This is a genomic window from Vulcanococcus sp. DEBay_Sum29NL08_54 (assembly GCF_017859255.1).
GTDB lineage: Bacteria > Cyanobacteriota > Cyanobacteriia > PCC-6307 > Cyanobiaceae > Vulcanococcus.
On the sequence record NZ_JAFMNJ010000018.1, the window covers coordinates 1 to 23,297 of the forward strand.

The window sequence follows — 23,297 nt, forward strand, 5'->3', positions numbered from 1 at the left end:
AGCAGTTCTTCGGCGATGAGCAGGTGACCGCGCATCTGCTCGAGGACCACCAGCAGATCGAGTTCGGACTCGATGGCGCGCTGACCTTCACCGCCTTCCCCTCCTTCACCGCCCTCATCCAGGTTGGTGCTGTGGCCGTGGTGCTCAGCCGGGGCGGCTGCAGCTGGGCTGAAGGGCGCGAGCACCGCCCCAGTACTCACGCTGAGGCTGAGAAACAGCTCAAGGGCTTTGCGGGGAGCGGCCATGTCGCGCCAGGTTGAGCACCGACTTTGTCGTCCTGCGGCCCCTTGTCGAGGCCCTCAGGTCACGCCAGGTCGTATCAAATGGCACTGGGTTGGCGATCCCGTGCAGGGGTCACCTCAAACAGTCCCATGCAGCCCCGCTCAGCGATTTGATCTTGATGGGGATGGAACATGTAGCGCCCTGAGAAGGGATAGCGGAATTCGAGAATTTGGCGTTCCGCGATTCCAAGCGTCACCACATCGGTTCGCTCACGAAATCCTGAGCGGAGGACATCAAAGCTGTTGGCGTGAATGTGGAAGGTCAACGGCGCTTCCAGTTCGGTCATGTTCAACAGATAGAGGCGCACGAGCTGTCCCTGTTGGATCTGGATGGGGTGATGGTGATACCAGTCAGGTAGCCCGTTGAAGGCATAGAGCTCGTTTTGCCCGTCGTTGTTGAGGTCGTAGCCATGCATGACCAGCACGAGTTCATCGGCTGGTGCTCTCGCAACGATGGGGTCCACCAGCAGCAGGCCAAAGAGACCTTTGCCCACATGCCGGGTGACTGGGGCGATGTGGCAGTGATAAGGGAATAGCCCGGCCTCATCCAGGTCGAATTCATAGATCGTGCTGCGCCCTTGGCGCACCGGCTCGATCCCATCCATGGCCGCTGGATGGACCCCGTGGAAGTGAAGGCTGTGGGAGGTGCTGTCTCCATTGCGGAACACCACCCGGATCCGCTCGCCCTGTTGGGCCCGCAGGGTCGGTCCAGGGATGCGGCCCTCGAGGGTCCAGGCCCGAAACAACACGCCCGCTCCAAGGGGGACCGTGGTGCTTTGCGCTTCCACCTCAAAGACCCTGATGCTGCGTCCGTTTTCCTCGATGCGAGTCCCGCGGTTGAACGCCCGTAGGGCCTCGGTGGGATCAAACGGCGGGACGGGTTCCTGCTTCGCTTGCGCCGAAGACTTCAAGCCAAGGCCAGCGAGCGTTCCGCCGCCGATCACCAGGGTTCCCAGCTGCAGGAGGCGCCGGCGTGACCAACCCGTCGCGAGAGAGGGATCCAGCGCATCGGCGCGGCTTGCTCGATCATGCATCAGTCGCTGCTGTCGTCACGCGATGCGCTTTTCATTGGAGCCCCTGTTGTCTCCTGAACAGTCAGCGCAGATTTGCGGGCGATTGCGCCGCGCCGCGGACTGGCGCTCGGGGCAGGAGAGCGCGGGTTGGCATGCCCGGGGGGTGAAAAACAATCAGCAGTTGGATCGCTCCAGCCCGCTGCACCGGGAGCTGGTGGCTGCGATTGAACCGCGCTTGGCCGCGCATCCCCTAGTTCAGGCTGCGGCCTTTCCGCGCTCGATCCACAGCTTGCTGTTCAGCCGTTGCACCGCTGGCGAGGGCTATGGGCGTCACATCGACAACGCCTGGATGGAGGGAGGACGGAGCGACCTCTCGTTCACCGTCTTTTTAAGCCCGCCTGCTGACTACGACGGGGGTGCCCTCACGCTGGAGACTCCTGGGGGAAGCGAGAGCTTCCGCCTGCCTGCGGGACATGGTTTGGTTTATCCCAGTACGCAACTTCACAGCGTGGAGCCGGTCCTGGCAGGGGAGCGCTATGTGCTGGTGGGCTGGATTGAGAGCCGGATTCGCCAGGCGGAGCAGCGGGAGCTGTTGTTTGAGCTCGATACGGCCCGCAGGGCGTTGTTTTCAAGAACGGGAAAAGACGAGGTCTTTGATCTCATCAGCCGCAGCTACAGCAACCTGCTGCGGCGTTGGGATTGCTGAGGGGCTCTGTCCATTCAGTTCTGTGATCACTACTCTCTGGGCAGTGATCGGCTGACGGTTCATGAGCAAGGCACGGGACATGATCAACGCCCACCTCTTTCCGGTGTTGGCGCTGATTGCCACGGCCAGTTCGGTGTCGATTGCCCTGTCCCTCGGTGCGATTGGCGGGCAGTCGGTGCGTTGGAACAAGTGCTTCAACACCTCGCTGGAGTGGTATCAGCGCAATCAACCGAGCCTGAGCCTGGATGAACAGAAGGCCTGGTCCGCACGCTTCTGCAATGGCGGTGCCTTGGTGAAGCCCACCCCTTGAGCTTGCCCCTCGAGCGCTGCAGGGAGATTGCTGGGTTTGAGGCCCTGGTCATCGCCTTGGGCTACAGCTCGCTGGAGCAGTGGATCGCCAGTTGGAGCGCCAGAGGTGGCCTGAGGATTGCCCAGGAGCTCTGGCCCCCCGGCGTTGATCCGGCCTGGATCGCTGCGGTGGGTTTGCCGCTGTTGGATCAGCTCCAGCGGCTGGATCGCGGCGCAGAGCGTTCCCTGCTGGGCCTGGCGGCGATGCCGGGTTGCGGCAAAACCACCCTCTGTGCCTGGCTCAAGCGGGCAGCGGCCTCCCAGGGCCTGGCCGTTGAGGTGGTGTCCCTCGATGACTTCTATTTCGAGGGCCAGGCGCTGGACGCGGCGATGCGGGGCAACCCTTGGCGGGCGCCCAGGGGCATACCCGGTAGCCATGACGTGGAGCTCCTGCAGCACTGCCTGCGCCAGTGGCGCAGCGACGGTGCGTTTGAGTCCCCCGTCTTTGACAAGGCCCTGCGGCAGGGCCGTGGGGATCGCGCCGGCTGGAGAGCGCTGAAGGCCGATCTGCTGATCCTGGAGGGCTGGTTTGTCGGGGCGGGTCCCTGGCCGGCGAGCGAGCCTGATCTGATGTCCCTGGCTCCCGGAGAATCGGCCTACCGGCCAGTGATTCAGCGGAACCTCGCCCCCTACCAAGCGCTCTGGCGCGAGCTCGATTGTTTCTGGCAGCTCAGGCCCACAGCCCTCTCCCATGTGATGGCCTGGAAGCGCCAGCAGAACCAGACCCAGCAGCAACAGACGGGTGCTGGCCTGAGTGATCCAGAGCTCGAGGCGATGACGCGCAGTCTTCAGGTCTGCATGCCGGAAGCGGCACTGGTGGCCGGCCGCTCACCCGATGTGGTGCTGCAGGTGACTGCCCAGCGCGGGCTGCAGGCGGTCGGGCTGGCGGGCGGTTAGCGACAATCCCCCAAGGCAGCCCTGCCCACCCAGTCGCCACAGCATCCGTGCACTTCCAGGACATCATCCAGACCCTGAACCGTTTCTGGGCCGAGCGGGGTTGTCTGATCCTTCAGCCCTACGACACGGAGAAGGGTGCGGGAACGATGAGCCCCCACACGGTGCTGCGGGCCATTGGTCCTGAGCCCTGGGCGGTGGCCTATCCCGAGCCCTGCCGCCGGCCCACCGATGGCCGCTATGGCGATAACCCCAACCGAGCGCAGCACTACTTCCAGTACCAGGTGCTGATCAAGCCCAGCCCGGATGCGATCCAGGAGACCTACCTGGCCTCGCTGGAGGCCCTGGGGATCCGCGCCAAGGAGCACGACATCCGCTTTGTGGAGGACAACTGGGAGTCCCCCACCCTGGGCGCCTGGGGTGTGGGCTGGGAGGTCTGGCTCGACGGCATGGAGGTGACCCAGTTCACCTACTTCCAGCAGTGCGGTGGCATCGACTGCCGGCCGGTGTCGATTGAGATCACCTATGGCCTGGAGCGTCTGGCCATGTATCTCCAGGACGTCGAGAGCATCTGGGATCTCTCCTGGGATGGCAACCGCTCCTATGGCGACATCTGGTTGCCGTTTGAGAAGGGCCAGTGCACCTACAACTTCGAGGCCTCCAATCCAGAGCGCCTCAAGCAGCTGTTCGCGATCTATGAGGCCGAGGCGGCGGACCTGGTGGCTAAGAAGCTGCCGGCTCCGGCCCTGGACTTTGTGCTGAAGTGCAGCCACACCTTCAACCTGCTGGAGGCCCGCGGCGTGATCTCGGTGACGGAGCGCACCGCCACGATCGGCCGCATCCGCAACCTGGCCCGTCAAGTCGCCGAGGCCTGGCTGGAGGAGCGCGAGGCGTTGGGGTTCCCGCTGCTCAAGCAAGAGGCGGCGGTCGCGGCCTAACTGCGGGAACGCTCACCCCAGTCCGGCTGGGGTGAGGTTTGCCGCTGTTGCTGTTGAGCGGAGCCCTGGCGGCGTTGTCGCTTGGGGTGCTGCCCCTTCCGCTCGCCGCTCGAACCGCTCTGGCCGTTCTGCTGGGGCTGCTCCAGCTCTATGGCTGCAGCCGTCGGGGCTGGCCCTTGTTCCGGCGACTGGCCCTGCTCTTGGCCTTGCTGCTGCTGGGGACCTGGGGCTGGATCGGCCGTCCCCATCCCTTGGCGGCGGACCCGGTGCATTGGATCCCGGCGGCGCAGCGTTCCGTCCCGGTCCAGCTCCAGGCCGGCCTGCTCCAGGACACGCGTCCCATGGGCGAGGGCTGTGCGGTGTTGGCGGAGCTGCCGCAGGGGCGGCTGCGTTTGCGCTTTCGCCCTTGCCCGCAGCTCCAGCAGGGCTGGCGGCTGCAGCTTGAGGGACGCCTGCAGCGCTTGCGTTCGGGACCGCACCCCCTGCTGCCTGGGGCGGCGGAGCGTTTGGCCGGCAAAGGGGTCTGGAGTGAACTCCAGGTCGAGCGCTGGAGCCTGATCGCCCGCCCGCCCACGCCCCTGGCGGATCTGCGGCGACGGATTGCGGCGGAACTGCGGCGGGTAGGCGGAGAGCAACCGGGGGGGCTGCTGGCGGCGTTGGTCCTGGGGCAGGCGATGGTCCCTTTGCCGTTGAGCGTGAAGGAGGCCTTCCGCGCGGCGGGGCTCTCCCATGCCCTGGCGGCCAGTGGGTTTCACCTGAGCGTCCTGCTTGGGGCGGTGCTGCTGCTGACGCGCCGTGCTTCGGCCCTGGTGCGCTGGCCGGCGGCCTTCGGGGCGATGGCGCTGTTTGGCCTGCTGGCGGGTGGTCAGGCTTCGGTGGTCCGGGCCCTGTTGATGGGGGCGATGGCGTTTGTCCTGAAGGAGAGCGGCCGGCGTTCGCGGCCCTTGGCCTTGTTGCTGCTCTGTCTGCTGTTGATGCTGCTTTGGCGCCCCAGCTGGCTGCTGGACGTGGGCTTTCAGCTGAGCGCGGCGGCCACGGCAGGTTTGATCCTCTCGGCCGGACCGTTGGAGGAGCGGCTAGGCCTTTGGCTCCCGAGCTGGGCCGCCGGTGCAATGGCGATTCCCCTGGCCGCCTCGCTCTGGACCCTGCCGCTGCAGCTGCTGCATTTCGGGGTGGTGCCCAGTTACGCCGTCCTGGCCAATGTCCTGGCCGCTCCGCTGCTGACGCCCCTGACCTTGGGGGCCATGGCGATGGCCCTGACGGCGGTGCTTCTGCCACCGCTGCTCGCGGCCATGGCATTCCTGCTGGTGCCGCTGGCCCAGCTGTTGCTGGCCCTGGTGCAGCTGATGGCGGGCTTGCCGCTGGCCCAGTTGCCGATCGGCCGGCTGGGACCGCTGTTGCTGTTGCTCACTTTGGCGGGACTGCTGCCGTGGTGGCTGCCGGCGGCACGCCGCTGGCGCCTCTTGCTGTTGCCGCTGCTGCCGCTGGCCCTCGGCCTGCGCCTCTGGCAGCAGAGCCGAGACCAGTTGCTGCTGGTGCGTCAGGCGCCGCGTCAGTGGATCGTGGCGCGCCACCAGGGCCGGGCTGGCCTGGTGAGCCTGAAGGCCGACCCCAGCAGTTGCCGCCGCGCGGAGCAACTGGCCCAGGGACTGGGGATTGCCCGCTTCGATTGGCTGCTCCTGCTGGATCCGCTGCCGGCCGAGCCCAAGGGCTGTTGGTCGCGCCTGGCGCTGACGACGGTCGATCGGCTCTTGCCGCAGCAGCGCCTCAGGAGTCCGGGCTTGGAGGTGAGCCGCCTCAGCGCCGATAGCCAGGGCCTTCTGCTGAGCGCTGGGCGGCAGCGCTGGCAGGTGCTGCCCGATCGGCAGGCCTGGTGGAGCTGGCGTCGCCAGGGCCGCGGCGGCGGCTCGCTCTGGCTGGGCTTTGTGCCAACGGCGCGCGAGCGAAGGGAGCTCCAAAGCCGCCGGGGGCTTGCGGCCTGGTGGCCCCCTGCCGGTTCCACCAGCGGATGGCACCAGAGCTGAGCTGGCGGCTTGATCCGTACACTGGCCGGGTCGCCTGGAGAGGTGGCTGAGTGGTCGAAAGCGAACGACTCGAAATCGTTTGAAGGGCAACCTTCCGTGGGTTCGAATCCCACCCTCTCCGTTGTTATGGATCAGCTGTGGAAGACCAGGACCAGCCCTTGGCTGACCTGGTGAAATTCCCGTTCTTCGCGGCTCAGATCGAGTCCGACCTGGAGACCCTCCTTGAGGGCGTTGTCATAGGGGGGTGGTGTCGGTGCCTGGCCGGCGGTCCAGAGGGCGGCGATTCCCACCGAGGTGGCGTGCCAGCTAAAGCAATCGGTGTTGCCAATGGAGGGAGCCTTCAGCTCGTCTTCCAGCAGCTCGCGGATGGCCATGGCTCAGGAACAGTCCTCTCAGCATTCAGAGTTCGCCGTTCGCCGGCAATCAGCTGAGAGGTTTCGTGACCTGACGGGCAATCAAACTTCAAGGGAACGCCCCTAGGCTTCGGCCCATGCTTGCTGGAATTGGGCCGATCGCCCTGGTGCACGAGTGGTTCACCCCCCGGTCGGTGGGCGGCTCTGAACTGGTGGTGCAGGAGCTCGATGCCCTGCTGCAGCAGCCCCAACTGTTTGCCCTGGTGGATGGGGAGAGTCGTCGCCGCGGCAGTTGGCTCGCCGGTCGCTCGATCACCAGCTCCTTTGTTCAGCGCCTGCCCTTTGGGGTCAGTCACGTTCAGCAGTACCTGCCGCTGCTGCCGATGGCGATTGAGCAGCTCGATCTGACGGGTTACCCCCTGGTGCTCAGCAGCAGCCATCTGGTGGCCAAGGGTGTGCTGACCGGTCCGGATCAGTGCCATCTGAGCTATGTCCATACCCCCGTGCGCTACGCCTGGGATCAGATGCACGCCTACCTGCGCCAGTCCGCCCTGGCCCGGCGTGGTCTGGGGCCCTTGATTCGCGCGCAGCTGCATCAACTGCGTCAGTGGGATGTCCTGAGCGGCCAGCGCCCGGATCAGCTGCTGGCGAACTCCCGCTTTACGGCCTCGCGCATCCGCCGCTACTGGGGCCGCGAGTCCACCGTGGTGCACCCCCCGGTGGAGGTCGATCGTTTCCGTTGGGATCAACCCCGCGATGACGTCTACCTCTGCCTGTGCCGGCTGGTTCCCTACAAGCGTGTGGATCTGGTGGTCGAGGCCTTCAACCGCACCGGGCTGCCCTTGGTGGTGATCGGTGATGGGCCCGAGCGCGCTCGCCTGCAGGCCATGGCCGGCCCCAATGTTCGGCTGCTGGGTCGCCTTCCCCAGGACGACGTCAACGCTTGGTTGAGCCGTTGCCGCGCCTACGTCTACGCCGGCCTCGAGGACTTCGGCATCGCTCCGGTGGAGGCGATGGCGGCTGGGGCGCCGGTGATTGCCTTGGGGCAGGGCGGCCTATTGGATACGGTCCGCTGCATCCAACGCGGGGACAGCCAGCCCACGGGCCTGCTCTTCCCGGACCAGCAGGTGGCCTCGCTCGTGGCGGCCCTGGAGACCTTTGAGCAGCGGCGGCTCTGGCAGCAACTCCCCGCTGAACGGCTCAGGCGCTGGGCGGAGGGCTTCAGCCCCCTGCGTTTCCGCGCGCGGATGGAGGCGGTGATTGAGCAGAGCTGGAACCGCCATCAACGGACGCGGCAGGAACGCAGCCGAGCCCTGCCTGTGCCTATGGCTTGAGTGACCGCGGCGGGGTGTCGCTGCGAACACTCGACTTCTTTAATGACAGCTGGAAGCTGCTCAATCACTGCGCCGTTTGTCCGCCGTTGACTCGATTCCCGCTGAATCCACGGCCAGCTCTTGGCTGAGGGCTCAGTCCAAGCGCGGACGCATCCTCAAGCGTGTCGGTGACATCAGCTTTTCGCTGTTGGTCTTGATCCTGGGTTCGCCGCTGCTGTTGCTATTGGCCCTGCTGGTCAAGCTCAGCTCCAAGGGATCGGTCTTCTATTGCCAGCGCCGCATTGGCCGCGGCTACAAGGGGTTTGGCTGCCTGAAGTTCCGCACGATGCGCAAGGACGCCGATCGCGTCTTGGCCTCGGTCCTGGCTTCCGATCCGGTGCTGCGGGCTGAATTTGAGCGGGATTTCAAGCTCAAGAACGATCCCCGGATCACGCCCATCGGTCGTTTCCTGCGTCGCTCCAGCCTCGATGAGCTGCCGCAGTTCATCAATGTGCTCAAGGGCGAGATGAGCGTGGTGGGCCCCAGACCGATCGTTTGGGATGAGCTGGAGCGCTACGGCCGCACGATGGATGAGGTGCTGGCGGTCCGCCCGGGCCTGACCGGCCTCTGGCAGGTCTCCGGCCGCAACAACCTGCCCTACGAAACCCGGGTCAAGCTCGATCTCTTCTACGCCCGCAACCGCAATTTCTGGCTCGACCTGGGCATCGTGCTGCGCACGATTGGGGTGGTGCTTCTACCGATGGACCGCGGCGCCTACTAACAGCGCTGCCGCTAACCACAGGACCTCAAGCCGGCGGCTCAGGCCCAGGAGCCGCTCCACATCACTGGCCTCGGGGGCCGGAGCTCCCGCTGCCAGCAGCGGTTTCTGGGTCTCCCGCTCCCCGTAGCGATTGACCCCGCCCAGTTGAACGTCCAGGCAGTGGGCATAGATCGCCTGGGAGACCCCGGCATTGGGGGAGGGATCGGGCTGACCTTCCTGCAACGCCAGCTGGGCGAGGGGCAGGGTCCGTCTGGCGGTGCGTCCCTGCACCAGCGGCAAGCTCAGGGCCACGAGCCGGCAGGGCAGCCAGACCAGCAGGTCATCGAGCTTGGCTCCGGCGGTGCCCAGCCAGCGCAGGCTCCCGCGGCGGTAGCCGAGCATCGAATCGAGGGTGCTGGCGGCTTTGAACCCCCAGGCCAACGCCAAAGGGCCAGGCCCCCCGTACGGCCAAAGGGCGGCCCCGATCACCATCCAGAACAGCGGCGCGAACAGCCCATCAACGGCGTTTTCGCTGGCGGTCTCCGCGGCGGCCCGCAGGATCTCCTGGCGGCTTAACTCCGTTGTGTCTCGCCCAACGATCCAACCCAAGGCCGTTCGCGCTGGCCCGAGTTCCGTGGACGTTTTGAGCGCCGCCAGGACGGCCTGCACCGCCTGCTCCAGGCTGCGGCCGGCCAGGGCGCTGGCCAGCGCGATCAGCAGCAGCGGCCAGGTCCAGGGGCGCGTCTGGCAGATCTCCTCGAGCCACCAGCCGGCGCCGCCGCTGCCGAGCACCAACAGCAGGGTGATGCCACAGCCCGCCAACCGCAGGCGCCTCGGGGATCCTTTGGCCCAGCTCTCCGCCAGCTGGCGCAGCCGGCTGATCCACCAGCCCATCACCACAACCGGGTGCAGGCACCAGCGCGGATCCCCCACCAGTCGGTCGAGACCGGCCGCGGCGAGGACCAATAAAAAAGGGTGGATCCCCGAGAAGGAATCCACCCCTGAAGCGAGCAGCGTCATGGCTGCAGAGCGGCCTGAATCAGGCGGACTTCAGCCAGGAGAACATCGAGCGCAGGCCTTTGCCCACGTTCTCGATCGGGTGCTGGCTGTCGCGGTCGCGGATCTTCTGCATCTCAGGCTTACCGGCTTCGCATTCGGCCACGAAGTTGCGGGCGAAGGTGCCGTCCTGGATGTCGCCCAGGATGCGCTTCATCTCGGCCTTGGTCTCGGCGGTGATCAGGCGAGGGCCGCTGACGTAGTCGCCGTACTCGGCGGTGTTGGAGATGGAGTCGCGCATGGCGGTCAGGCCGCCCTTGACCATCAGGTCAACGATCAGCTTGACCTCGTGCAGGCACTCGAAGTAGGCCAGCTCGGGCTGGTAACCGGCTTCCACGAGGGTCTCGAAACCGGCCTTGACCAGCTCGGAGAGACCACCGCAGAGAACGGCCTGCTCACCGAAGAGGTCGGTCTCGGTCTCTTCCTTGAAGTTGGTCTCCAGGATGCCGGCGCGGGTGCCGCCGACGCCCTTGGCGTAGGCCATGGCCAGGCCGCGGGCATTGCCGGTGGCGTCCTGGTGGATGGCGAACAGAGCGGGGACGCCCTGACCGTTCTGGTACTCCCAACGGACGGTGTGACCGGGGCCCTTGGGGGCGATCATCACGACGTCAACGTCGGCGGGGGGCTTGATCAGCTCGAAGCGGACGTTGAAGCCGTGGGCGAAGCTCAGCACCTTGCCGGCGCTGAGGTGGGGGGCGATTTCTGCGTCGTAGACGGCCTTCTGGGTCTCATCGGGCAGCAGCACCATGATCCAGTCAGCCTTGGCCGAGGCGTCGCTGACGCTCAGCACTTCCAGGCCGTCGGCCTTGGCCTTCTCGGCGGAGCGGCTGCCTTCGTAGAGGCCCACCACCACGTTCACGCCGCTGTCCTTGAGGTTCAGGGCGTGGGCGTGGCCTTGGGAGCCGTAGCCAATGATGGCCACCGTTTTGCCGTTCAGCAGGCTGAGATCGGCGTCGGTGTCGTAGTACAGCTTGGCCATCAGGGGCTTCGGTTCAGCGCTAAGCAAGGATCGAGCTTACGAAAGCGCCGGCCGGCTCCCTCAGGCTTCGTTGGGATGGGCGATCACGCGGTCGATCAGGCCGTAGTTCATGGCCTCCTCGGCACTCATGAAGTAGTCCCGGTCGGTGTCCTTCTCGATCTTCTCGACCGGTTGGCCGGTCATGCCCGCCATGCTGTTGTTGAGCATGTCCTTCATGCGCAGGATCTCCCGCGCCTCGATCTCGATGTCACTGGCCTGGCGCTGGCTGGTGCCGCCCAGGGGCTGGTGAATCATGATCCGGCTGTGGGGCAGGGCGAGCCGCTTGCCCTTGGTGCCGGCGCCGAGCAGGAAGGCACCCATGGAGGCCGCCAGGCCCACGCAGATGGTCACCACGTCACTCTTGACGTACTGGATCGTGTCGTAGATCGCCAGGCCCGCGGTCACCGAGCCACCCGGGGAGTTGATGTACAGGTAGATGGGCTTGCTGTTGTCATCGGAGTCGAGGTACAGCATTTGCGCCACCAGGCTGTTGGCGATGGCGTCGTTGACCTCAGAGCCGAGGAAGAGGATGCGCTCCACACCGAGGCGGGTGTAGATGTCGACCCAACGCTCGTACTGGCTACCGGGAAGGCGGTAAGGAACGCTCGGGGTACCGATGGGCATGGCTGGTCGGGTGAGTGAAGAACGGGGAAAGAGAAATCAGCCGATGCCGCCTGGCACGGGTGAGGGGAGGTCTTTTTGGCTCGTCAGGACCCGATCGATCAGGCCGAACTCCACCGCCTGCTCGGCGGTCAGGTAGGTCATCCGGTCGGAGGCCTTGGAGAGTTCTTCGGTGCTCTTGCCGGTGTTGGCCGCGAGCATCTCGAGCATGGTGCGCTTGTTGTGCAGCACCTCCTTGGCCCGGATCTGGATGTCGCTGGCCTGGCCGCGGGCGCCGCTGCGGGGCTGGTGCAGCACGATCGAAGCGTGGGGCAGAGCAGCCCGGTGGCCCTTGGTGCCGGCGCTCAGGATCATCGCCGCGGTGCCCATCGCCTGGCCGATGCAGATGGTGTGCACCGGCGGCTTGACGTAGCGGATCGTGTCGGCGATGGCGAAGGCCTCGGTCTCAAAGCCGATGGCATCGCCTGAGTACCAGCTGGTGCCGGTGGAGTTGATGTAGAAGAAGATCGGCTTCTCCGGGTTGTCGAACTCCAGATAGAGGAGCTGGGCAATGATCAGCTCGGTGACGTCGATGCCCATCTGACGCTTGGCATCGTCATCGCTGAAGAGGGGCAAACCCAGATAGACGATCCGCTCCTTCAGCAAGAGGGAGGGAAGGTCAGGCGGTGGGGTGCGCATCACGGCCGAATCGCCGTAGTAGGGGGCTGACACCGACATCCGCGGATCCACTGCTGGCATGAAGCCGGAGCCTAGCGGGGGTTGGCGGGGTCCTGATCGCCTTTGCCGCCGCGTTTCCCGCTGGCCTTGCTGCGATTGCGTGCATTGCTACCGCTTCCCTTTGGAGGAGTGGGGCCTGCGCTCTCGGTTCCCTCCCAGCCATCGCGCTTGGCGAAGACCATCCGGCCGGTCGGGGTCTGCAGCGCGCCGGTGACGGTGACCTGCAGGCGCTCGCCGCTGAGGCCGTGGCCGCCATCGACCACCACCATCGTTCCGTCCTCCAGGTAGCCCACCCCCTGGTGGGATTCCTTGCCATCGCGGACGACCTTGATGCTGAGTTCATCGCCCGGCTGCACCTCAGGGCGCAGGGCGATGACCAGTTCGCTGAGGTTCATCACCTTCAGCTCCTGCACCTCGCCGACCTTGGCGAGGTTGTAGTCGGCCGTCAGCAGGGTGCCGCCGGTGTCGGCGGTCAGCTTCAGCAGCTTGTCGTCGACACCGTTGCCCTCGTAGCGGGTGGTGTTGACCACCAGGCGACGCCCGTAACGCTCTCTCAGGTTGCTCAGCAGCTTGAGGCCGCGGCGTCCCTTGCCCCGTTTCTCGGTGTTGGAGGAGTCGGCCAGGGCCTGCAGCTCATCAATCACCGCCTGGGCCACGATCACCTGACCTTCCAAAAGCCCCGAATCGAGCAGGCCGCGGATGCGGCCATCGATGATCACGCTCGTGTCGAGGATCTTGGCGCTGGCGGGCATCAGCACCCCATCGGCCACCAGCAGGGCTTCGGTGCTGTTGGGGTTGAACAGGCGCAGCAGGGTGCGGCCATGGACCTCGGCGAGGTTGTAGCCCGAGACGCCAAAGAAGACGTTGGCGGCAATGGCCGCCAGCGGCTTCACCAGCACCAGCTCCCAAGGCAGGGAGAGGAACAGGATGGGGGAGATCAGCAGGTTGGCCACCAGCAGGCCCAGGATCAGGCCCACGGCCCGGCTCACCAGCAGATCGGTGGGCATGGTGCGCACCTGCTCCATCAGCCGGCGCCGTAGGCGCTGGAAGACAAAGCCCGCCAAGAGGCCCGCTAAGGCGCCGCCACCGCCCAGGATCCAGCTCAGCTGCTCCAGGTTCTGGATGCGGATTAACTGTTGCTCCGGCAGTAGATCCACCCCGAGCCAGCCCGCGGCGGCTCCGGAGATCACGAACAGCACCAGGATGAGGGTGTCCACCATGGCGGGTGCTGTGGCTGCCAGTCGCTCGGAAGCAGCATGCCCTATTGCGGCGGGTTTGGCCCAGGGAGGTAACCGGCCTCTCCCGCGCAGCGCCTACCTGCACATACCGTTTTGCCATCGCCGTTGCTTCTATTGCGACTTCCCGGTGGTGCCCCTGGGGGATCGAGCCGGTGGGGCCCCCGGGCAATCCGGCAGTCGCTCGATCGAGGCCTATCTGGAGCTGCTCTGCGGGGAGATTGAGGCCTCGCCGGCTGGACCGCCCCTGTCCACCATTTATGTCGGGGGCGGCACCCCCTCAATGTTGACGGCCGAGCAGCTGCGGGCTGTGCTGCGCAGCTTGAAGAGGCGTTATGGCTTCGCGCCGGGGGCGGAGATCAGCCTGGAGCTGGATCCAGCCAGCTTTGATCGGGCGCGCCTGCAGGGCTATCTCCAGGCAGGGGTCAACAGGGTCAGCCTGGGCGGTCAGAGTTTTGATGACGACGTTCTCGAGCGTCTGGGGCGCAGGCATCGCCGCAGGGACCTCCTCGAGGCAGCCGCCTGGCTGCAGCAGGCGCGCGTCCAGGGGGAACTGAGCAGTTGGAGCCTGGATCTCATCCAGAGCCTGCCGGGGGCGACGGCCGAGCACTGGCGGGCGCAGCTGCAGCAGGCCCTCGCGCTGGAGCCCCCCCACCTCTCGGTCTACGACTTGATCGTGGAGCCCGGCACGGTGTTTGAGCGGCTGGAGTCCAGCGGTGAATTGCAGCTGCCTGAGGAGGACCTCTCTGCCGATTTGATGGAGCTGACCGCCGGCACCTTGGCGGCGGCTGGCTTTGGCCACTACGAGATCTCGAACTACGCCCTGCCGGGCCATGCCTCGCGCCACAACCGCGTCTACTGGAGCGGTGCGGGCTGGTGGGGCTTCGGCATGGGGGCGACGGCTGCCCCCTGGGGGGTGCGGCAGCCGCGCCCCCGCACCCGTGAGGGCTACGCCGCCTGGCTGCAACAGGACCCTGGCGAGCTTGGGCCTCCCCAGCCCATGCCCAACGATGAGCGGGTGATGGTCGGTTTGCGCCGGCGTGAGGGTGTCCTGCTCACGCCGCTTCTGGCAGGGCTCGATCCGGCGGGACTGATGCAGCGCTGGCAGCCCTATCTGGAGCGTGGTCTGCTCCGCCGGGAAGGCCAGCGCTGGCGGCTCAGTGATCCAGAGGGCTTGGCTCTGAGTAATGCGGTGCTGCGGGAGTGGTTGGAGTGGTGGGAGGAGCAGGCTGAAGGCCTCCCACCCAGCCCCTGAGGGCGTCCACACAGAGCTCGCGGCCCTGCAGCAGGGGCGGGCAGAACGGTGGTTGTTTGGCGGTGAGACCCAGGAGGTCGGCGGTCACCCGCACCTGCCCGTCGCACTGTTCACCGGCGCCAATGCCAATGACGGGGACCTGGAGCTCTTGGCTGAGGGCGCCGGCTAACTCGGCGGGCACATGTTCGAGCACCAGCGCGAAGCAGCCGGCGGCCTGCAGATCGCGGGCTGAGCGCTTGAGGCGCTCTTGGCTAATGGGGTCCTGGGCCTGGCGCCGGTAGCCCAGGCGATGGACCGACTGGGGGGTGAGGCCCAGGTGTCCCATCACGGGGATGCCGGAGCGCACGAGCCGATCGACAACGGCCAGGGTTTCCGGTTCCCCGCCCTCGAGTTTGACGGCGGCAGCGGGGCTGTTCTTCAGCACCTGTCCCGCTGCGGCCACGGCCTGATCGACGCCGCACTGGTAACTGAGGAAGGGCAGATCCGTGATGATCAGCGGCTGCTGGTTGGCGGGGCGCTGCAGCCCGCGGCCCACGGCCCGGGTGTGCATCACCATCTCCTCCAGGGTCACCGGGAGGGTGGTGGCATGGCCGAGGACCACCATCGCCAGGGAGTCGCCCACAAGGATGGCGTCCGCCCCGGCCTCTTCCACGAGGGCCGCTGAGAGGGCATCCCAGGCGGTGAGCACGGCGATGGGCCGGCCCTCCTGCTTGCAGGTGAGTAGATCAGCAGGTCGCACCCGGCGATCACCTCATGGACGGGGGCTCATTGCTAGCATCCGACCGACTCGGACCCATGCGGCCCGGACGCCCAAATCTGGTCAGGACCGGAAGGGAGCAGCCACACGGGATGCTCTTGGCAGGCGTGGACTCCGGGTCACCCCATTTCAACGGCAATAAAAAAGGGGCCCCTGGGGCCCCTTTTTGCTGGTTCTCAGTCCAGAACTCAGTTGTTGTTCTGGCGGTTGAGCAGGAAGGAGGGGATGGCTGCACCGGGCAGGTCGCCTTCGCCGCTGTCGCCGGCCACAAAGCTGTTCAAGGGCCGCTCGGGGCGATAGGCGCCGCCGCCTTCGAAGCCTGTGGCGATCACCGTGACGTGGATCTCGCCTTCCAGCTTCTCGTCCACCACGGCACCAACAATGATGTTGGCCTCGGGGTCGACCACGTCGTAGATCACCTCAGAGGCGGTGGTCATGTCCTCAAGGGTCATGTCCTTGCCACCGCTGATGTTGATGACGCAGCCCTTGGCGCCGTCGATCCGTGCGGACTCCAACAGCGGGCTGTTGATGGCGGCCTGGGCGGCTTCGCTGGCGCGGGAACGGCCGGAGCCGACGCCCAGACCCAGCAGGGCGGTGCCGGCGTCGTTCATGACCGAGCGCACATCGGCGAAGTCAACGTTCACCAGGCCGGGCTTGGTGATGATGTCGGTGATGCCCTTCACGCCCATCCGCAGGACGTCATCGGCGGCGCGGAAGGCATCCTGCAGGGGTGCACCAGCAATGGCTTCCCGCAGCCGGTCGTTGGGGATCACGATCAGGGTGTCCACATGCTCGGACAGGCGGGCGATGCCCTCTTCGGCCTGACGCATGCGGCGGCGCCCTTCAAAGCCGAAGGGCTTGGTGACGATGCCCACGGTCAGGGCGCCGCATTCCTTGGCGACTTCGGCCACAACCGGAGCGGCACCGGTGCCGGTGCCACCGCCCATGCCAGCGGCGATGAAGACCAGGTCTGCACCCTGGAGGGTCTGCGCCAGATCGGTGCGGGATTCTTCAGCCGCTTTTTGGCCGATGGCCGGGTTGCCGCCGGCCCCCAGGCCGCGGGTCAGCTTTTGGCCGAGCTGAACGCGCTGTTTCGCTGCCGACTGCAGCAGGGCCTGGGCATCTGTATTGAGTACGCGGTATCCAACGCCCTCGAGATCCGAGAGGATCATGCGACCAACGGCATTGCTGCCGCCGCCGCCGACGCCGATCACCTCGATGCGAGCGGACTGGCTAGGCACGATCCCCGCAGAACCATTGCTGGTGACGGCACTGAGGCCCTCGGGTGCGATCTCCATAGCCGGTGCAGTGCCGTTGGTGCTTCGCTGCATTATGTCGTTGTTCCTGCCAATCACAGGCCTAGATCGGCATACCTTTGCCGGCAAAGGGCTTTAGCGCAACGCCCTGTCACCGTTTACGGGTTTTTGCCCCGGAGCTTCAGTCCGCTGCGGGCGGGGGTGTTTTGGCCGCCTTCGGCACCGGTTTGGCCGGTAGGCCCAGTTCGGGTTGATCCGGATCGCTGAGGTCAATGGACTTCAGCTTCAGATTTTTGATTTGACCGGGGAGCTCTGAGGAGAGGTGGCGCAGGACATCCAGGCGCTTGGCCAACTTGTCATCGGTGGGTCCGAGGTGAATGTCCCCCAGGGCCGCGGTGCGGAGCCAGAGGCTGCCATTGGGTTCAAAGCGCACCTGCAGCAGCGGACTGCCCAGGGCATCCCGCTCCGCCAGGACCCGCGAGAGTGAAGGGCGGAGACGCTCCTGCCAGCCCAGCACCATCACCGTTGGTGCGGCCGCCGGGGCGCCAGCGGATTGCTGACGGCGGGTCATCCAGTTCCCCAGGCGATCGACGTAGCCCATCTCAAAGCCCTTGCGGGTTCGGCGTTGGGCCTGGGCAACGGCCTCTCGATCCACCAGAGAGATCTGGAGCCGAGGGGGGAGCATCAGGCGGTTGACCTGGACCTGCTCGACAGGCAGGCCCGCCGAGAGGCGTTGGGCCAATCGCTTGGGCTGCAAGGTCAGCAGTTGCAAAGGGAGTTGAAGGTCCCCCTCACGGATCACCTGGGCTCGACTGACCTGCCGGCTGCCAAGGACTTCGATTTGGTCTGGATCACGCACCACCCAGCCCTGTTGCAAGAGGCCCCAGCCCAGGGCCCCGGCACTGCCGGCTAGCACGGTCACGCGCCAGATCTGCTTCAAACGCTCTTGCCGCCGTTCCTGCCGGAGCTGGCGTCTGCGCTCGAGGGCTTGGCCCGAGCGCGAGGAGGCTGCGCTCACAACTCGCAGCGGGAGCGGGACATCAGCTGATCCCGCCAGCGGCGTGCGCGCTCAGCATCGGCAAAGGGCACATCCGCTTGCTGGCCACCGCCCATCAGCCGCAGTCGGCAGGCACCCTGCGCTTCCTCGGTCAGGGGCGCTTCCCCGGAACCCAAGGCCAAGAGGTCGACCTGATCGAGTCCCTTGACCTCAAAGCTGCCCTTCTCGTTGAGCTTTCCCGACTCGAAGACGCACCAGGCGATGGTCCCGTCAATCAAGCGGGCGCCGCCGCCGTCGTCCAGCTTGGAGAGCTCGGCACCCTCAGCCCAGGCCCGAAACAAATTTTGGCGGCGGCGCTCCAGCCAACCGAGGGCGGTGATCAACGGAAAGATCACCAACAGAGGCAACCAGATCAGACCGTGACTCATGCCGCTTCGGTCCTCCTGGAGTGGCTGGGCTGCGCCGATTCTTGCGCCAGTTGCACCAATTCGTGCACCAACTCCTCAAGCGGTAACCCTGTTTTGGCCCAGAGCATCGGGTACATGCTCTGGCTGGTGAAGCCCGGCAGGGTGTTGATTTCGTTCAGCCAAAGGGCGCCACTGGCCTGCTCATAGAAGAAGTCCACCCGGGCCAATCCGGAGGCGCCGACCGCACGGCAGGCGGCGATGGCCATCGTTCGGGCCCGCTCGCTGAGGGCCTCGGGCACCTCCGCAGGAATCACCGTGTGGCTTTTGCCGTCGCTGTATTTGGTGTCGTAGTCGTACCAGTCGGCGTCAAAACAGATCTCGCCGAGCACGGAGGCGCGCATCTGCTGCCCCCCAAGGACCGCGCACTCCAGTTCCCGGGCTTGGATGCCCTGCTCCACCACCATGCGGGGATCGTGCTGGGCCGCCAGGGCAAGGCCTTGCATGAGCTCAGCGCGGTTGCTCGCTTTGCTGATGCCAACGGATGAGCCCAGGTTGGCGGGCTTGATGAAGCAGGGATAACCGAGCTGTGCTTCCAGCTGCTGAACCAGCGCCTCCGGTTGCTGCTCGAGCTCCTGGGCATCGACGCAGGCGTAGGGCACCTGGGGCAGTCCCGCCGCAGCGAAGGCCGCCTTCATCGCCTGTTTGTCCATGCCGACGGCCGAGCCCAGGACCCCCGAGCCCACAAAGGGCACCTGCATCAGGCTGAAGAGCCCTTGGATCGTCCCGTCTTCTCCGTTGGGCCCGTGGAGCACAGGGACCCAGAGTTCAACGTCCAGGGCCCCTTCTGGAAAGCCTTGAAAACCAGGCCGCAGGGGTGCGGCGGGCAGTTCGCTGCGTTCGGCTGGTGTGCCCTTGGCCAGCACCGCATCGGCCACCGCCGGCGGCCACCAATGGCCCCATTGGTCGATATAGAAACAGTCGAGCCGATAGCGCTGGGCGTTGGCCCCGGAGCGCAGGGCAGCGGCGACGGTGTTGGCCGAGCGAATCGAGACGGCGTGCTCGCCCGAGACACCCCCAAACACCAAACCCAAATTGATGGTTTCGGAGCTCATAGGGGCGTCAGATCAGGGGCCAAACGTATCAGTGATTCCGCCCTTAGCCAGCGTCAGGACAGGGCGATTCCGCTGAGGGAGAACGCCCGGACCTCCTCGATACGAACCTCCACCAGATCGCCGGCTTGCCACTGGCCTCCAGAGGCGCGGGCGGCGGGGAAGAAGGTCAGGCGGTTCGTGCGGGTTCGCCCCATCACCTGGTCCGCCTGTTTGGGATTCACCCCTTCAACGAGGACCTGTTCGGTGCGGCCGGCGTAGCGCGCGCTGCGCTCCTTGGCCTTGCGCTCCACCAGGGCGTTGATCTCCTGGAGCCGTTGCACTTTCACCTCTTCGCTCAACTGGTTGGGCCAGTCGGCCGCCGGGGTGTTGGGGCGGGGGGAGTAGGCGGCGGTGTTGACCTGGTCGAAGCCGATCTCGTCGATCAGATCGAGGGTGCGCCGGTACTGCGCATCGGTCTCACCGGGGAAGGCCACGATCACATCGGCGCTGATCGAGGCGTCGGGCATGCGATCGCGGATGCGGTCGATGATCCGGCGGTAGCGATCAATCGTGTAGCCCCGGGCCATGGCCTTGAGCACGTCGTCGTCTCCGCTTTGGAAGGGGACGTGGAAGTGCTCACAGACCTTGGGGAGATCTGCGCAGGCGTCGATCAGGCGCTCGGTGAAATAACGGGGATGGCTGGTGGCGAAGCGAATCCGCTCGATGCCCTCGACGTCGTGGACGAACTGCAGCAGATCCGTGAGGGTGTGCTGACGGCGCCCCTCAGGCGTGATCCCAGGCAGATCGCGGCCATAGGCATCGATGTTTTGCCCAAGCAGGGTGATCTCTTTAAAGCCCTGGGCGGCCAGACCCTCCATCTCAAGCTTGATGGCCTCGGGCAGGCGCGACTGCTCTTTGCCGCGCACCGAGGGCACGACGCAGTAGGTGCAGCGCTCGTTGCAGCCGTAGATCACATTCACCCAGCCGCAGATGCTGCTGTCGCGGCGGGCGGTGGTGATGTCCTCAAGGATGTGGTGCTCCTCGGTGGCCACCACCTGTTGGCCCTGCTCCACCTGGCTGAGCAGGACATCGAGGCGATTGGCGTGCTGCGGCCCCATCACCAAGTCCAGTTCCGGCACGCGGCGCAGCAGCGATTCCCCCTCCTGTTGGGCAACACAGCCGGCCACCACCAGGGTCAGGTTGGGGTTGACGCGTTTGCGCTGGGCCTGGCGGCCCAGATAGCTGTAGACCTTCTGCTCGGCGTTATCGCGGATCGTGCAGGTGTTGTAGAGGACCAGATCGGCCTCGAGTTCAGCCGTGGCTTCGCTGTAGCCCATCGATTCGAGGATCCCGGCCATGCGCTCGGAATCCGCCTTGTTCATTTGGCAGCCGAAGGTGGTGATCCAGTAGCTGCCGCGTCCCGTCGTGGACTGGGGAGCGCTCAGTTGTGTCGCCGTCATGCCACCAGTTTCCGGTATGGGCGGCGCGGGGGTGCGATCCGTGCCAGCTTGAAGGGGCAGCTGTCCTTCGATGCGCCTCCGTCTGAGCCGTTTTCGCCTCAGCAAAGCGGTGCCCTTGGCCATCAGCCGCGGCACGACCGCCGCTGTCGAGCACCTGCTGCTGGAACTGGAGCATGGCGGCATCACGGGCCGGGGCGAGACCGGCGGCTTTGATACGGGCCACCGGCACTACGAGACCGGCGCGGTTGCCGCGGAACTCGAGGCCCTGGCTCCCCAGTTGGAAACCCTGGAGCCCCAGCCCTTGCAGGCCCTGGAGCACCTTTTCAAGGACCTCAGTCCCCCGGCCCGCTGCGGCTTGGATTTGGCCCTGCACGACTGGTGGGGGCAGCGGCTGGGGCAACCGTTGCATCGGCTTTGGGGCCTGGATCCGGCGGCCTGCGTCGCCACCAGCGTCACCCTGGGATTGGGCGCTTTGGAGTCAGTGTTGGCGCGGCTGGAGCGTTGGCGGCAGCAGCTGCCCGCCACGCGGGTGAAGTTGAAGTTGGGATCCCCCGATGGCCTGGACCACGACCGTCAGTTGGTGGCGGGGGTGCGCTCGGCCCTGCGCCCAGGCGATGAACTGCAGATCGATGCCAATGGCGGTTGGACGCTGGATGGCGCTCGCCAGATGATTCCCTGGTTGGCCGATCAAGGCGTGGTGCTGGTGGAGCAACCCTTGCCGCCTCTCCTCGATCTGGAAGCCGACCGGGCGGGTTTTGCCGCGCTGCATGGCCTGGCGCCCATTCCCCTGGTGGCCGACGAGAGCTGTTGGGATCTGGGTGATCTCCTGCGTCTGGCCCCCCATGTCGATGGCATCAATATCAAGTTGGTGAAGTGCGGCGGCCTCAGCGAGGGATGGCTGATGGCCCGCACGGCCCATCGCTTGGGGTTGAAGGTGATGCTCGGTTGCTACTCCGATGGCGGATTGCTCAACAGCGGTGCAGCCCAGCTGCTGCCCCTGGTGCATTGGCCGGATCTCGATAGCCACCTCAACTTGGTGGATGACCCCTTCTCGGGGCCCGAGCGCCACGGGGACCGGCTGCTTCCGGCGGCCCGGCCCGGCCTGGGTGTCCAGGAGGTGGGCTGATGCTTTCTGCTGAGCGTCCGGTGGTGCTGCTGCAGCACGGCGGGCTGGACAACCTCTCGGGCAAGACCGGCCTGGCGATGTTGCGCTACCGCTCTGGCCCGATCGTGGCAGTGGTGGACCCGGCCCACGCGGGTGAGTCCCTCGAAGCAGTGACCGGGATTCAGCGCCCCGTCCCGGTGCTGGCGAATCTGGAGGCGGCGCTGCCCTATGGACCCGAGGTGGCGGTGGTGGGCCTGGCGCCCTCCGGCGGCCGCCTACCGATGGAGATGCGGGCTGATGTGGTGCAGGCCCTGCGGGCGGGATTGAGCCTCGCCAGTGGTTTGCACAGCCGCCTGGCGGATGACCCGGAGTTCGCGGCGATTCCCTTGGCGGCAGGCCAGTGGATCTGGGATCTACGCCATGAGCCGGCGGATTTGGAGGTGGCCACCGCCCGGTGCGCCGCCCTGCCGGGCCGGCGGGTGCTGGCGGTCGGCTCCGACATGGCCGTGGGCAAGATGAGCGCCTGCTTGGAGTTGCAGCGCTGCGGCCAGCAGCAGGGCCATGACGTGCGCTTTGTCGGCACCGGTCAGGCGGGGATTTTGATCAGTGGCCAGGGCGTGGCCTTGGATGCGGTGCGCGTCGACTACGCCGCCGGCGCGGTGGAAGCGGCGGTGCTGAAGGCGGCCGAGGGAGCCACGGCCGAGACCGTGGTGCTGGTGGAGGGGCAGGGCTCCCTCTGTCATCCCGGCTCGACGGCCACTTTGCCCTTGCTGCGGGGCAGTCAGCCGACGGCCCTGTTGCTGGTGCACCGGGCGGGGCAGACCCATGTGCGCACGCGGCCGGGGGCGGCTTTGGTGGCGATTCCGCCACTGCCTGAGGTGATTGCGGCCAACGAGGCGCTGGCCGCCCTGGCGCGCCCCGATGGCGCGCGTCCCAAGGTGCGGGCGATCTGCCTCAACACCGCCCTGCTGACGGAGGAGCAGGCCGAGCAGGAACGCTCGGCTTTGCAGGCGCAGACGGGTCTTCCCGTCTGGGATCCCGTTCGCCATGGAGCCTCCTCTTTGTTGGCAGCCTTGCTGGAGGCTGCGATTTGCTCCAAATAGGGCGAATCCCCTGATCCTCAGAGAGAATCAGGGGATTCTGGAAGGGGCGAGCGAGGGGACTTGAACCCCCGAATGCCGGGACCACAACCCGGTGCCTTAACCACTTGGCTACGCCCGCCAGGGCGCGCCGATCCTACCAATGCAACGGCTCTCGATCGATGACTGCCTCCACGGGTGATGGTCGCTGGACTTGGGTGGCGGCAGCCGGTGTCGGCCTCCTGGCGTTGGCCGTGACCAACCCCGGGACAGAGGACTTCGAGGCCTTTGCCGGCGATCAGTTGGTGCGGGCCGCCTCCAGGGAGCTCTGCGCCCCTGGATCCCTACCGCTCCTGGCACGCTTGGTGATTCAGGACTGCCCCCAGCTGGTGGCCAGTCAGCGCAAGGTGCTGGGTCAGTTGGCGGCCGCCTCCAGCCGCCGCTACAACGCCGGTCTGTTCAGCGTCTACACCACTGAACTGGGCGGTCAGACCCTGTTGCCCGGCCTCACGATCCCCCGCTACCGGGCCGTGACCCTGGCTGGCGCGGGTCAGCTGCTGGTGATTCAGAGTTCAGAACAAGCGGCGCAGGGTTTGGCGCAGCGTTGATCGCC

At 66.3% G+C, this 23,297-nt stretch carries 24 protein-coding genes, 2 tRNA genes, 1 other RNA gene and 1 pseudogene; 13 read left to right on the forward strand and 15 right to left on the reverse strand.

The window, feature by feature from the left end; genetic code table 11:
• Both QZ186_RS07455 and QZ186_RS07460 read right to left on the reverse strand, forming a co-directional pair.
• Window positions 1-245: pseudogene (locus tag QZ186_RS07455) on the reverse strand (hypothetical protein); the annotation flags it as partial.
• Window positions 246-319: 74 nt separating this feature from the next.
• On the reverse strand, window positions 320-1,315 hold the full coding sequence (locus QZ186_RS07460) for a multicopper oxidase domain-containing protein (protein WP_296416311.1): 996 nt from the start codon (window positions 1,313-1,315) through the stop codon (window positions 320-322).
• A 22-nt stretch (window positions 1,316-1,337) separates the two neighbouring features.
• On the opposite strand from QZ186_RS07460, the gene QZ186_RS07465 reads away from it, so the two are divergent.
• The 6 genes from QZ186_RS07465 (at window position 1,338) to QZ186_RS07490 (ending at window position 6,325) form a co-directional block, all read left to right on the forward strand.
• Window positions 1,338-2,000, forward strand: a complete 663-nt coding sequence (locus QZ186_RS07465) for a Fe2+-dependent dioxygenase (RefSeq protein ID WP_367268118.1) — start codon at window positions 1,338-1,340, stop codon at window positions 1,998-2,000.
• Between the two features lie 61 nt (window positions 2,001-2,061).
• Window positions 2,062-2,310 carry a hypothetical protein gene (locus QZ186_RS07470; RefSeq protein ID WP_010312864.1) on the forward strand — a complete coding sequence of 83 codons (249 nt, stop codon included), beginning with the start codon at window positions 2,062-2,064 and terminating at the stop codon, window positions 2,308-2,310.
• On the forward strand, window positions 2,307-3,245 hold the full coding sequence (locus tag QZ186_RS07475; RefSeq protein WP_296416313.1) for a hypothetical protein: 939 nt from the start codon (window positions 2,307-2,309) through the stop codon (window positions 3,243-3,245). The genes QZ186_RS07470 and QZ186_RS07475 overlap by 4 nt, the downstream gene beginning before the upstream one ends.
• A gap of 47 nt (window positions 3,246-3,292) precedes the next feature.
• The gene (gene glyQ, locus QZ186_RS07480) at window positions 3,293-4,180 is read left to right on the forward strand and encodes a glycine--tRNA ligase subunit alpha (protein ID WP_296416315.1); all 888 of its coding nucleotides are present in this window, start codon (window positions 3,293-3,295) and stop codon (window positions 4,178-4,180) included.
• A gap of 38 nt (window positions 4,181-4,218) precedes the next feature.
• Window positions 4,219-6,204, forward strand: a complete 1,986-nt coding sequence (locus QZ186_RS07485; RefSeq protein WP_296416317.1) for a ComEC/Rec2 family competence protein — start codon at window positions 4,219-4,221, stop codon at window positions 6,202-6,204.
• A 36-nt stretch (window positions 6,205-6,240) separates the two neighbouring features.
• Window positions 6,241-6,325, forward strand: a tRNA-Ser gene (locus QZ186_RS07490).
• Window positions 6,326-6,335: 10 nt separating this feature from the next.
• Here the strand turns inward: QZ186_RS07490 and QZ186_RS07495 are convergent.
• Complete coding sequence (locus QZ186_RS07495) at window positions 6,336-6,578, reverse strand: hypothetical protein (protein ID WP_296416319.1); 243 nt, start codon at window positions 6,576-6,578, stop codon at window positions 6,336-6,338.
• A 116-nt stretch (window positions 6,579-6,694) separates the two neighbouring features.
• Here QZ186_RS07495 and QZ186_RS07500 point away from each other — a divergent pair, with 116 nt between their 5' ends.
• Both QZ186_RS07500 and QZ186_RS07505 read left to right on the forward strand, forming a co-directional pair.
• Entirely contained in the window at window positions 6,695-7,891 is a 1,197-nt protein-coding gene (locus QZ186_RS07500; RefSeq protein WP_296416321.1) for a glycosyltransferase, read from the forward strand.
• Window positions 7,892-7,967: 76 nt separating this feature from the next.
• Complete coding sequence (locus QZ186_RS07505; protein WP_247479346.1) at window positions 7,968-8,651, forward strand: sugar transferase; 684 nt, start codon at window positions 7,968-7,970, stop codon at window positions 8,649-8,651.
• On the opposite strand, the gene cbiB is transcribed toward QZ186_RS07505, so the two are convergent.
• Genes cbiB through QZ186_RS07530 form a run of 5 tightly spaced genes read right to left on the reverse strand, consistent with a single transcriptional unit; the run spans window position 8,625 to window position 13,262 of the window.
• On the reverse strand, window positions 8,625-9,650 hold the full coding sequence (cbiB, locus tag QZ186_RS07510) for an adenosylcobinamide-phosphate synthase CbiB (RefSeq protein WP_296416322.1): 1,026 nt from the start codon (window positions 9,648-9,650) through the stop codon (window positions 8,625-8,627). The two genes, QZ186_RS07505 and cbiB, sit on opposite strands and share 27 nt — an antisense overlap.
• A gap of 19 nt (window positions 9,651-9,669) precedes the next feature.
• Window positions 9,670-10,665, reverse strand: a complete 996-nt coding sequence (gene ilvC / locus QZ186_RS07515; RefSeq protein WP_247479342.1) for a ketol-acid reductoisomerase — start codon at window positions 10,663-10,665, stop codon at window positions 9,670-9,672.
• A 60-nt stretch (window positions 10,666-10,725) separates the two neighbouring features.
• On the reverse strand, window positions 10,726-11,328 hold the full coding sequence (locus tag QZ186_RS07520) for an ATP-dependent Clp protease proteolytic subunit (RefSeq protein WP_010318135.1): 603 nt from the start codon (window positions 11,326-11,328) through the stop codon (window positions 10,726-10,728).
• 36 nt (window positions 11,329-11,364) lie between these two features.
• Entirely contained in the window at window positions 11,365-12,042 is a 678-nt protein-coding gene (locus tag QZ186_RS07525) for an ATP-dependent Clp protease proteolytic subunit (protein ID WP_010318134.1), read from the reverse strand.
• 32 nt (window positions 12,043-12,074) lie between these two features.
• A complete protein-coding gene (locus QZ186_RS07530; RefSeq protein WP_296416323.1) occupies window positions 12,075-13,262 on the reverse strand; it encodes a PIN/TRAM domain-containing protein in 1,188 nt (395 codons plus the stop codon).
• A gap of 55 nt (window positions 13,263-13,317) precedes the next feature.
• Between QZ186_RS07530 and hemW the strand changes: the two genes are divergently transcribed.
• On the forward strand, window positions 13,318-14,532 hold the full coding sequence (gene hemW / locus QZ186_RS07535; RefSeq protein WP_296416324.1) for a radical SAM family heme chaperone HemW: 1,215 nt from the start codon (window positions 13,318-13,320) through the stop codon (window positions 14,530-14,532).
• Here the strand turns inward: hemW and panB are convergent.
• Entirely contained in the window at window positions 14,435-15,271 is an 837-nt protein-coding gene (gene panB / locus QZ186_RS07540) for a 3-methyl-2-oxobutanoate hydroxymethyltransferase (protein WP_296416325.1), read from the reverse strand. The two genes, hemW and panB, sit on opposite strands and share 98 nt — an antisense overlap.
• A gap of 45 nt (window positions 15,272-15,316) precedes the next feature.
• On the opposite strand from panB, the gene ffs reads away from it, so the two are divergent.
• Window positions 15,317-15,413: signal recognition particle sRNA small type (gene ffs / locus QZ186_RS07545), an RNA gene on the forward strand.
• A 64-nt stretch (window positions 15,414-15,477) separates the two neighbouring features.
• Here ffs and ftsZ read toward each other — a convergent pair.
• From ftsZ to miaB, 5 genes are all read right to left on the reverse strand, one after another.
• Window positions 15,478-16,587, reverse strand: a complete 1,110-nt coding sequence (ftsZ, locus tag QZ186_RS07550) for a cell division protein FtsZ (RefSeq protein ID WP_010318129.1) — start codon at window positions 16,585-16,587, stop codon at window positions 15,478-15,480.
• A 139-nt stretch (window positions 16,588-16,726) separates the two neighbouring features.
• Window positions 16,727-17,563: an FtsQ-type POTRA domain-containing protein gene (locus tag QZ186_RS07555; protein WP_296416326.1), complete on the reverse strand. Its 837-nt coding sequence runs from the start codon at window positions 17,561-17,563 to the stop codon at window positions 16,727-16,729.
• Window positions 17,560-17,970, reverse strand: a complete 411-nt coding sequence (locus tag QZ186_RS07560; RefSeq protein ID WP_010318124.1) for a hypothetical protein — start codon at window positions 17,968-17,970, stop codon at window positions 17,560-17,562. The genes QZ186_RS07555 and QZ186_RS07560 overlap by 4 nt, the downstream gene beginning before the upstream one ends.
• Entirely contained in the window at window positions 17,967-19,061 is a 1,095-nt protein-coding gene (locus QZ186_RS07565) for a D-alanine--D-alanine ligase family protein (protein ID WP_296416327.1), read from the reverse strand. The genes QZ186_RS07560 and QZ186_RS07565 overlap by 4 nt, the downstream gene beginning before the upstream one ends.
• A 53-nt stretch (window positions 19,062-19,114) precedes the next feature.
• Window positions 19,115-20,500 carry a tRNA (N6-isopentenyl adenosine(37)-C2)-methylthiotransferase MiaB gene (gene miaB / locus QZ186_RS07570; protein ID WP_296416328.1) on the reverse strand — a complete coding sequence of 462 codons (1,386 nt, stop codon included), beginning with the start codon at window positions 20,498-20,500 and terminating at the stop codon, window positions 19,115-19,117.
• A gap of 70 nt (window positions 20,501-20,570) precedes the next feature.
• On the opposite strand from miaB, the gene QZ186_RS07575 reads away from it, so the two are divergent.
• Both QZ186_RS07575 and QZ186_RS07580 read left to right on the forward strand, forming a co-directional pair.
• The gene (locus QZ186_RS07575) at window positions 20,571-21,626 is read left to right on the forward strand and encodes a dipeptide epimerase (protein ID WP_296416329.1); all 1,056 of its coding nucleotides are present in this window, start codon (window positions 20,571-20,573) and stop codon (window positions 21,624-21,626) included.
• A complete protein-coding gene (locus QZ186_RS07580; RefSeq protein ID WP_296416330.1) occupies window positions 21,626-22,708 on the forward strand; it encodes a DUF1611 domain-containing protein in 1,083 nt (360 codons plus the stop codon). Before QZ186_RS07575 ends, QZ186_RS07580 begins: the two co-directional genes overlap by 1 nt.
• A gap of 45 nt (window positions 22,709-22,753) precedes the next feature.
• Here QZ186_RS07580 and QZ186_RS07585 read toward each other — a convergent pair.
• Window positions 22,754-22,826: transfer RNA gene (locus tag QZ186_RS07585), tRNA-His, on the reverse strand.
• Between the two features lie 40 nt (window positions 22,827-22,866).
• Between QZ186_RS07585 and QZ186_RS07590 the strand changes: the two genes are divergently transcribed.
• Complete coding sequence (locus tag QZ186_RS07590) at window positions 22,867-23,292, forward strand: DUF4359 domain-containing protein (RefSeq protein ID WP_296416331.1); 426 nt, start codon at window positions 22,867-22,869, stop codon at window positions 23,290-23,292.
• Window positions 23,293-23,297 lie beyond the last annotated feature (5 nt).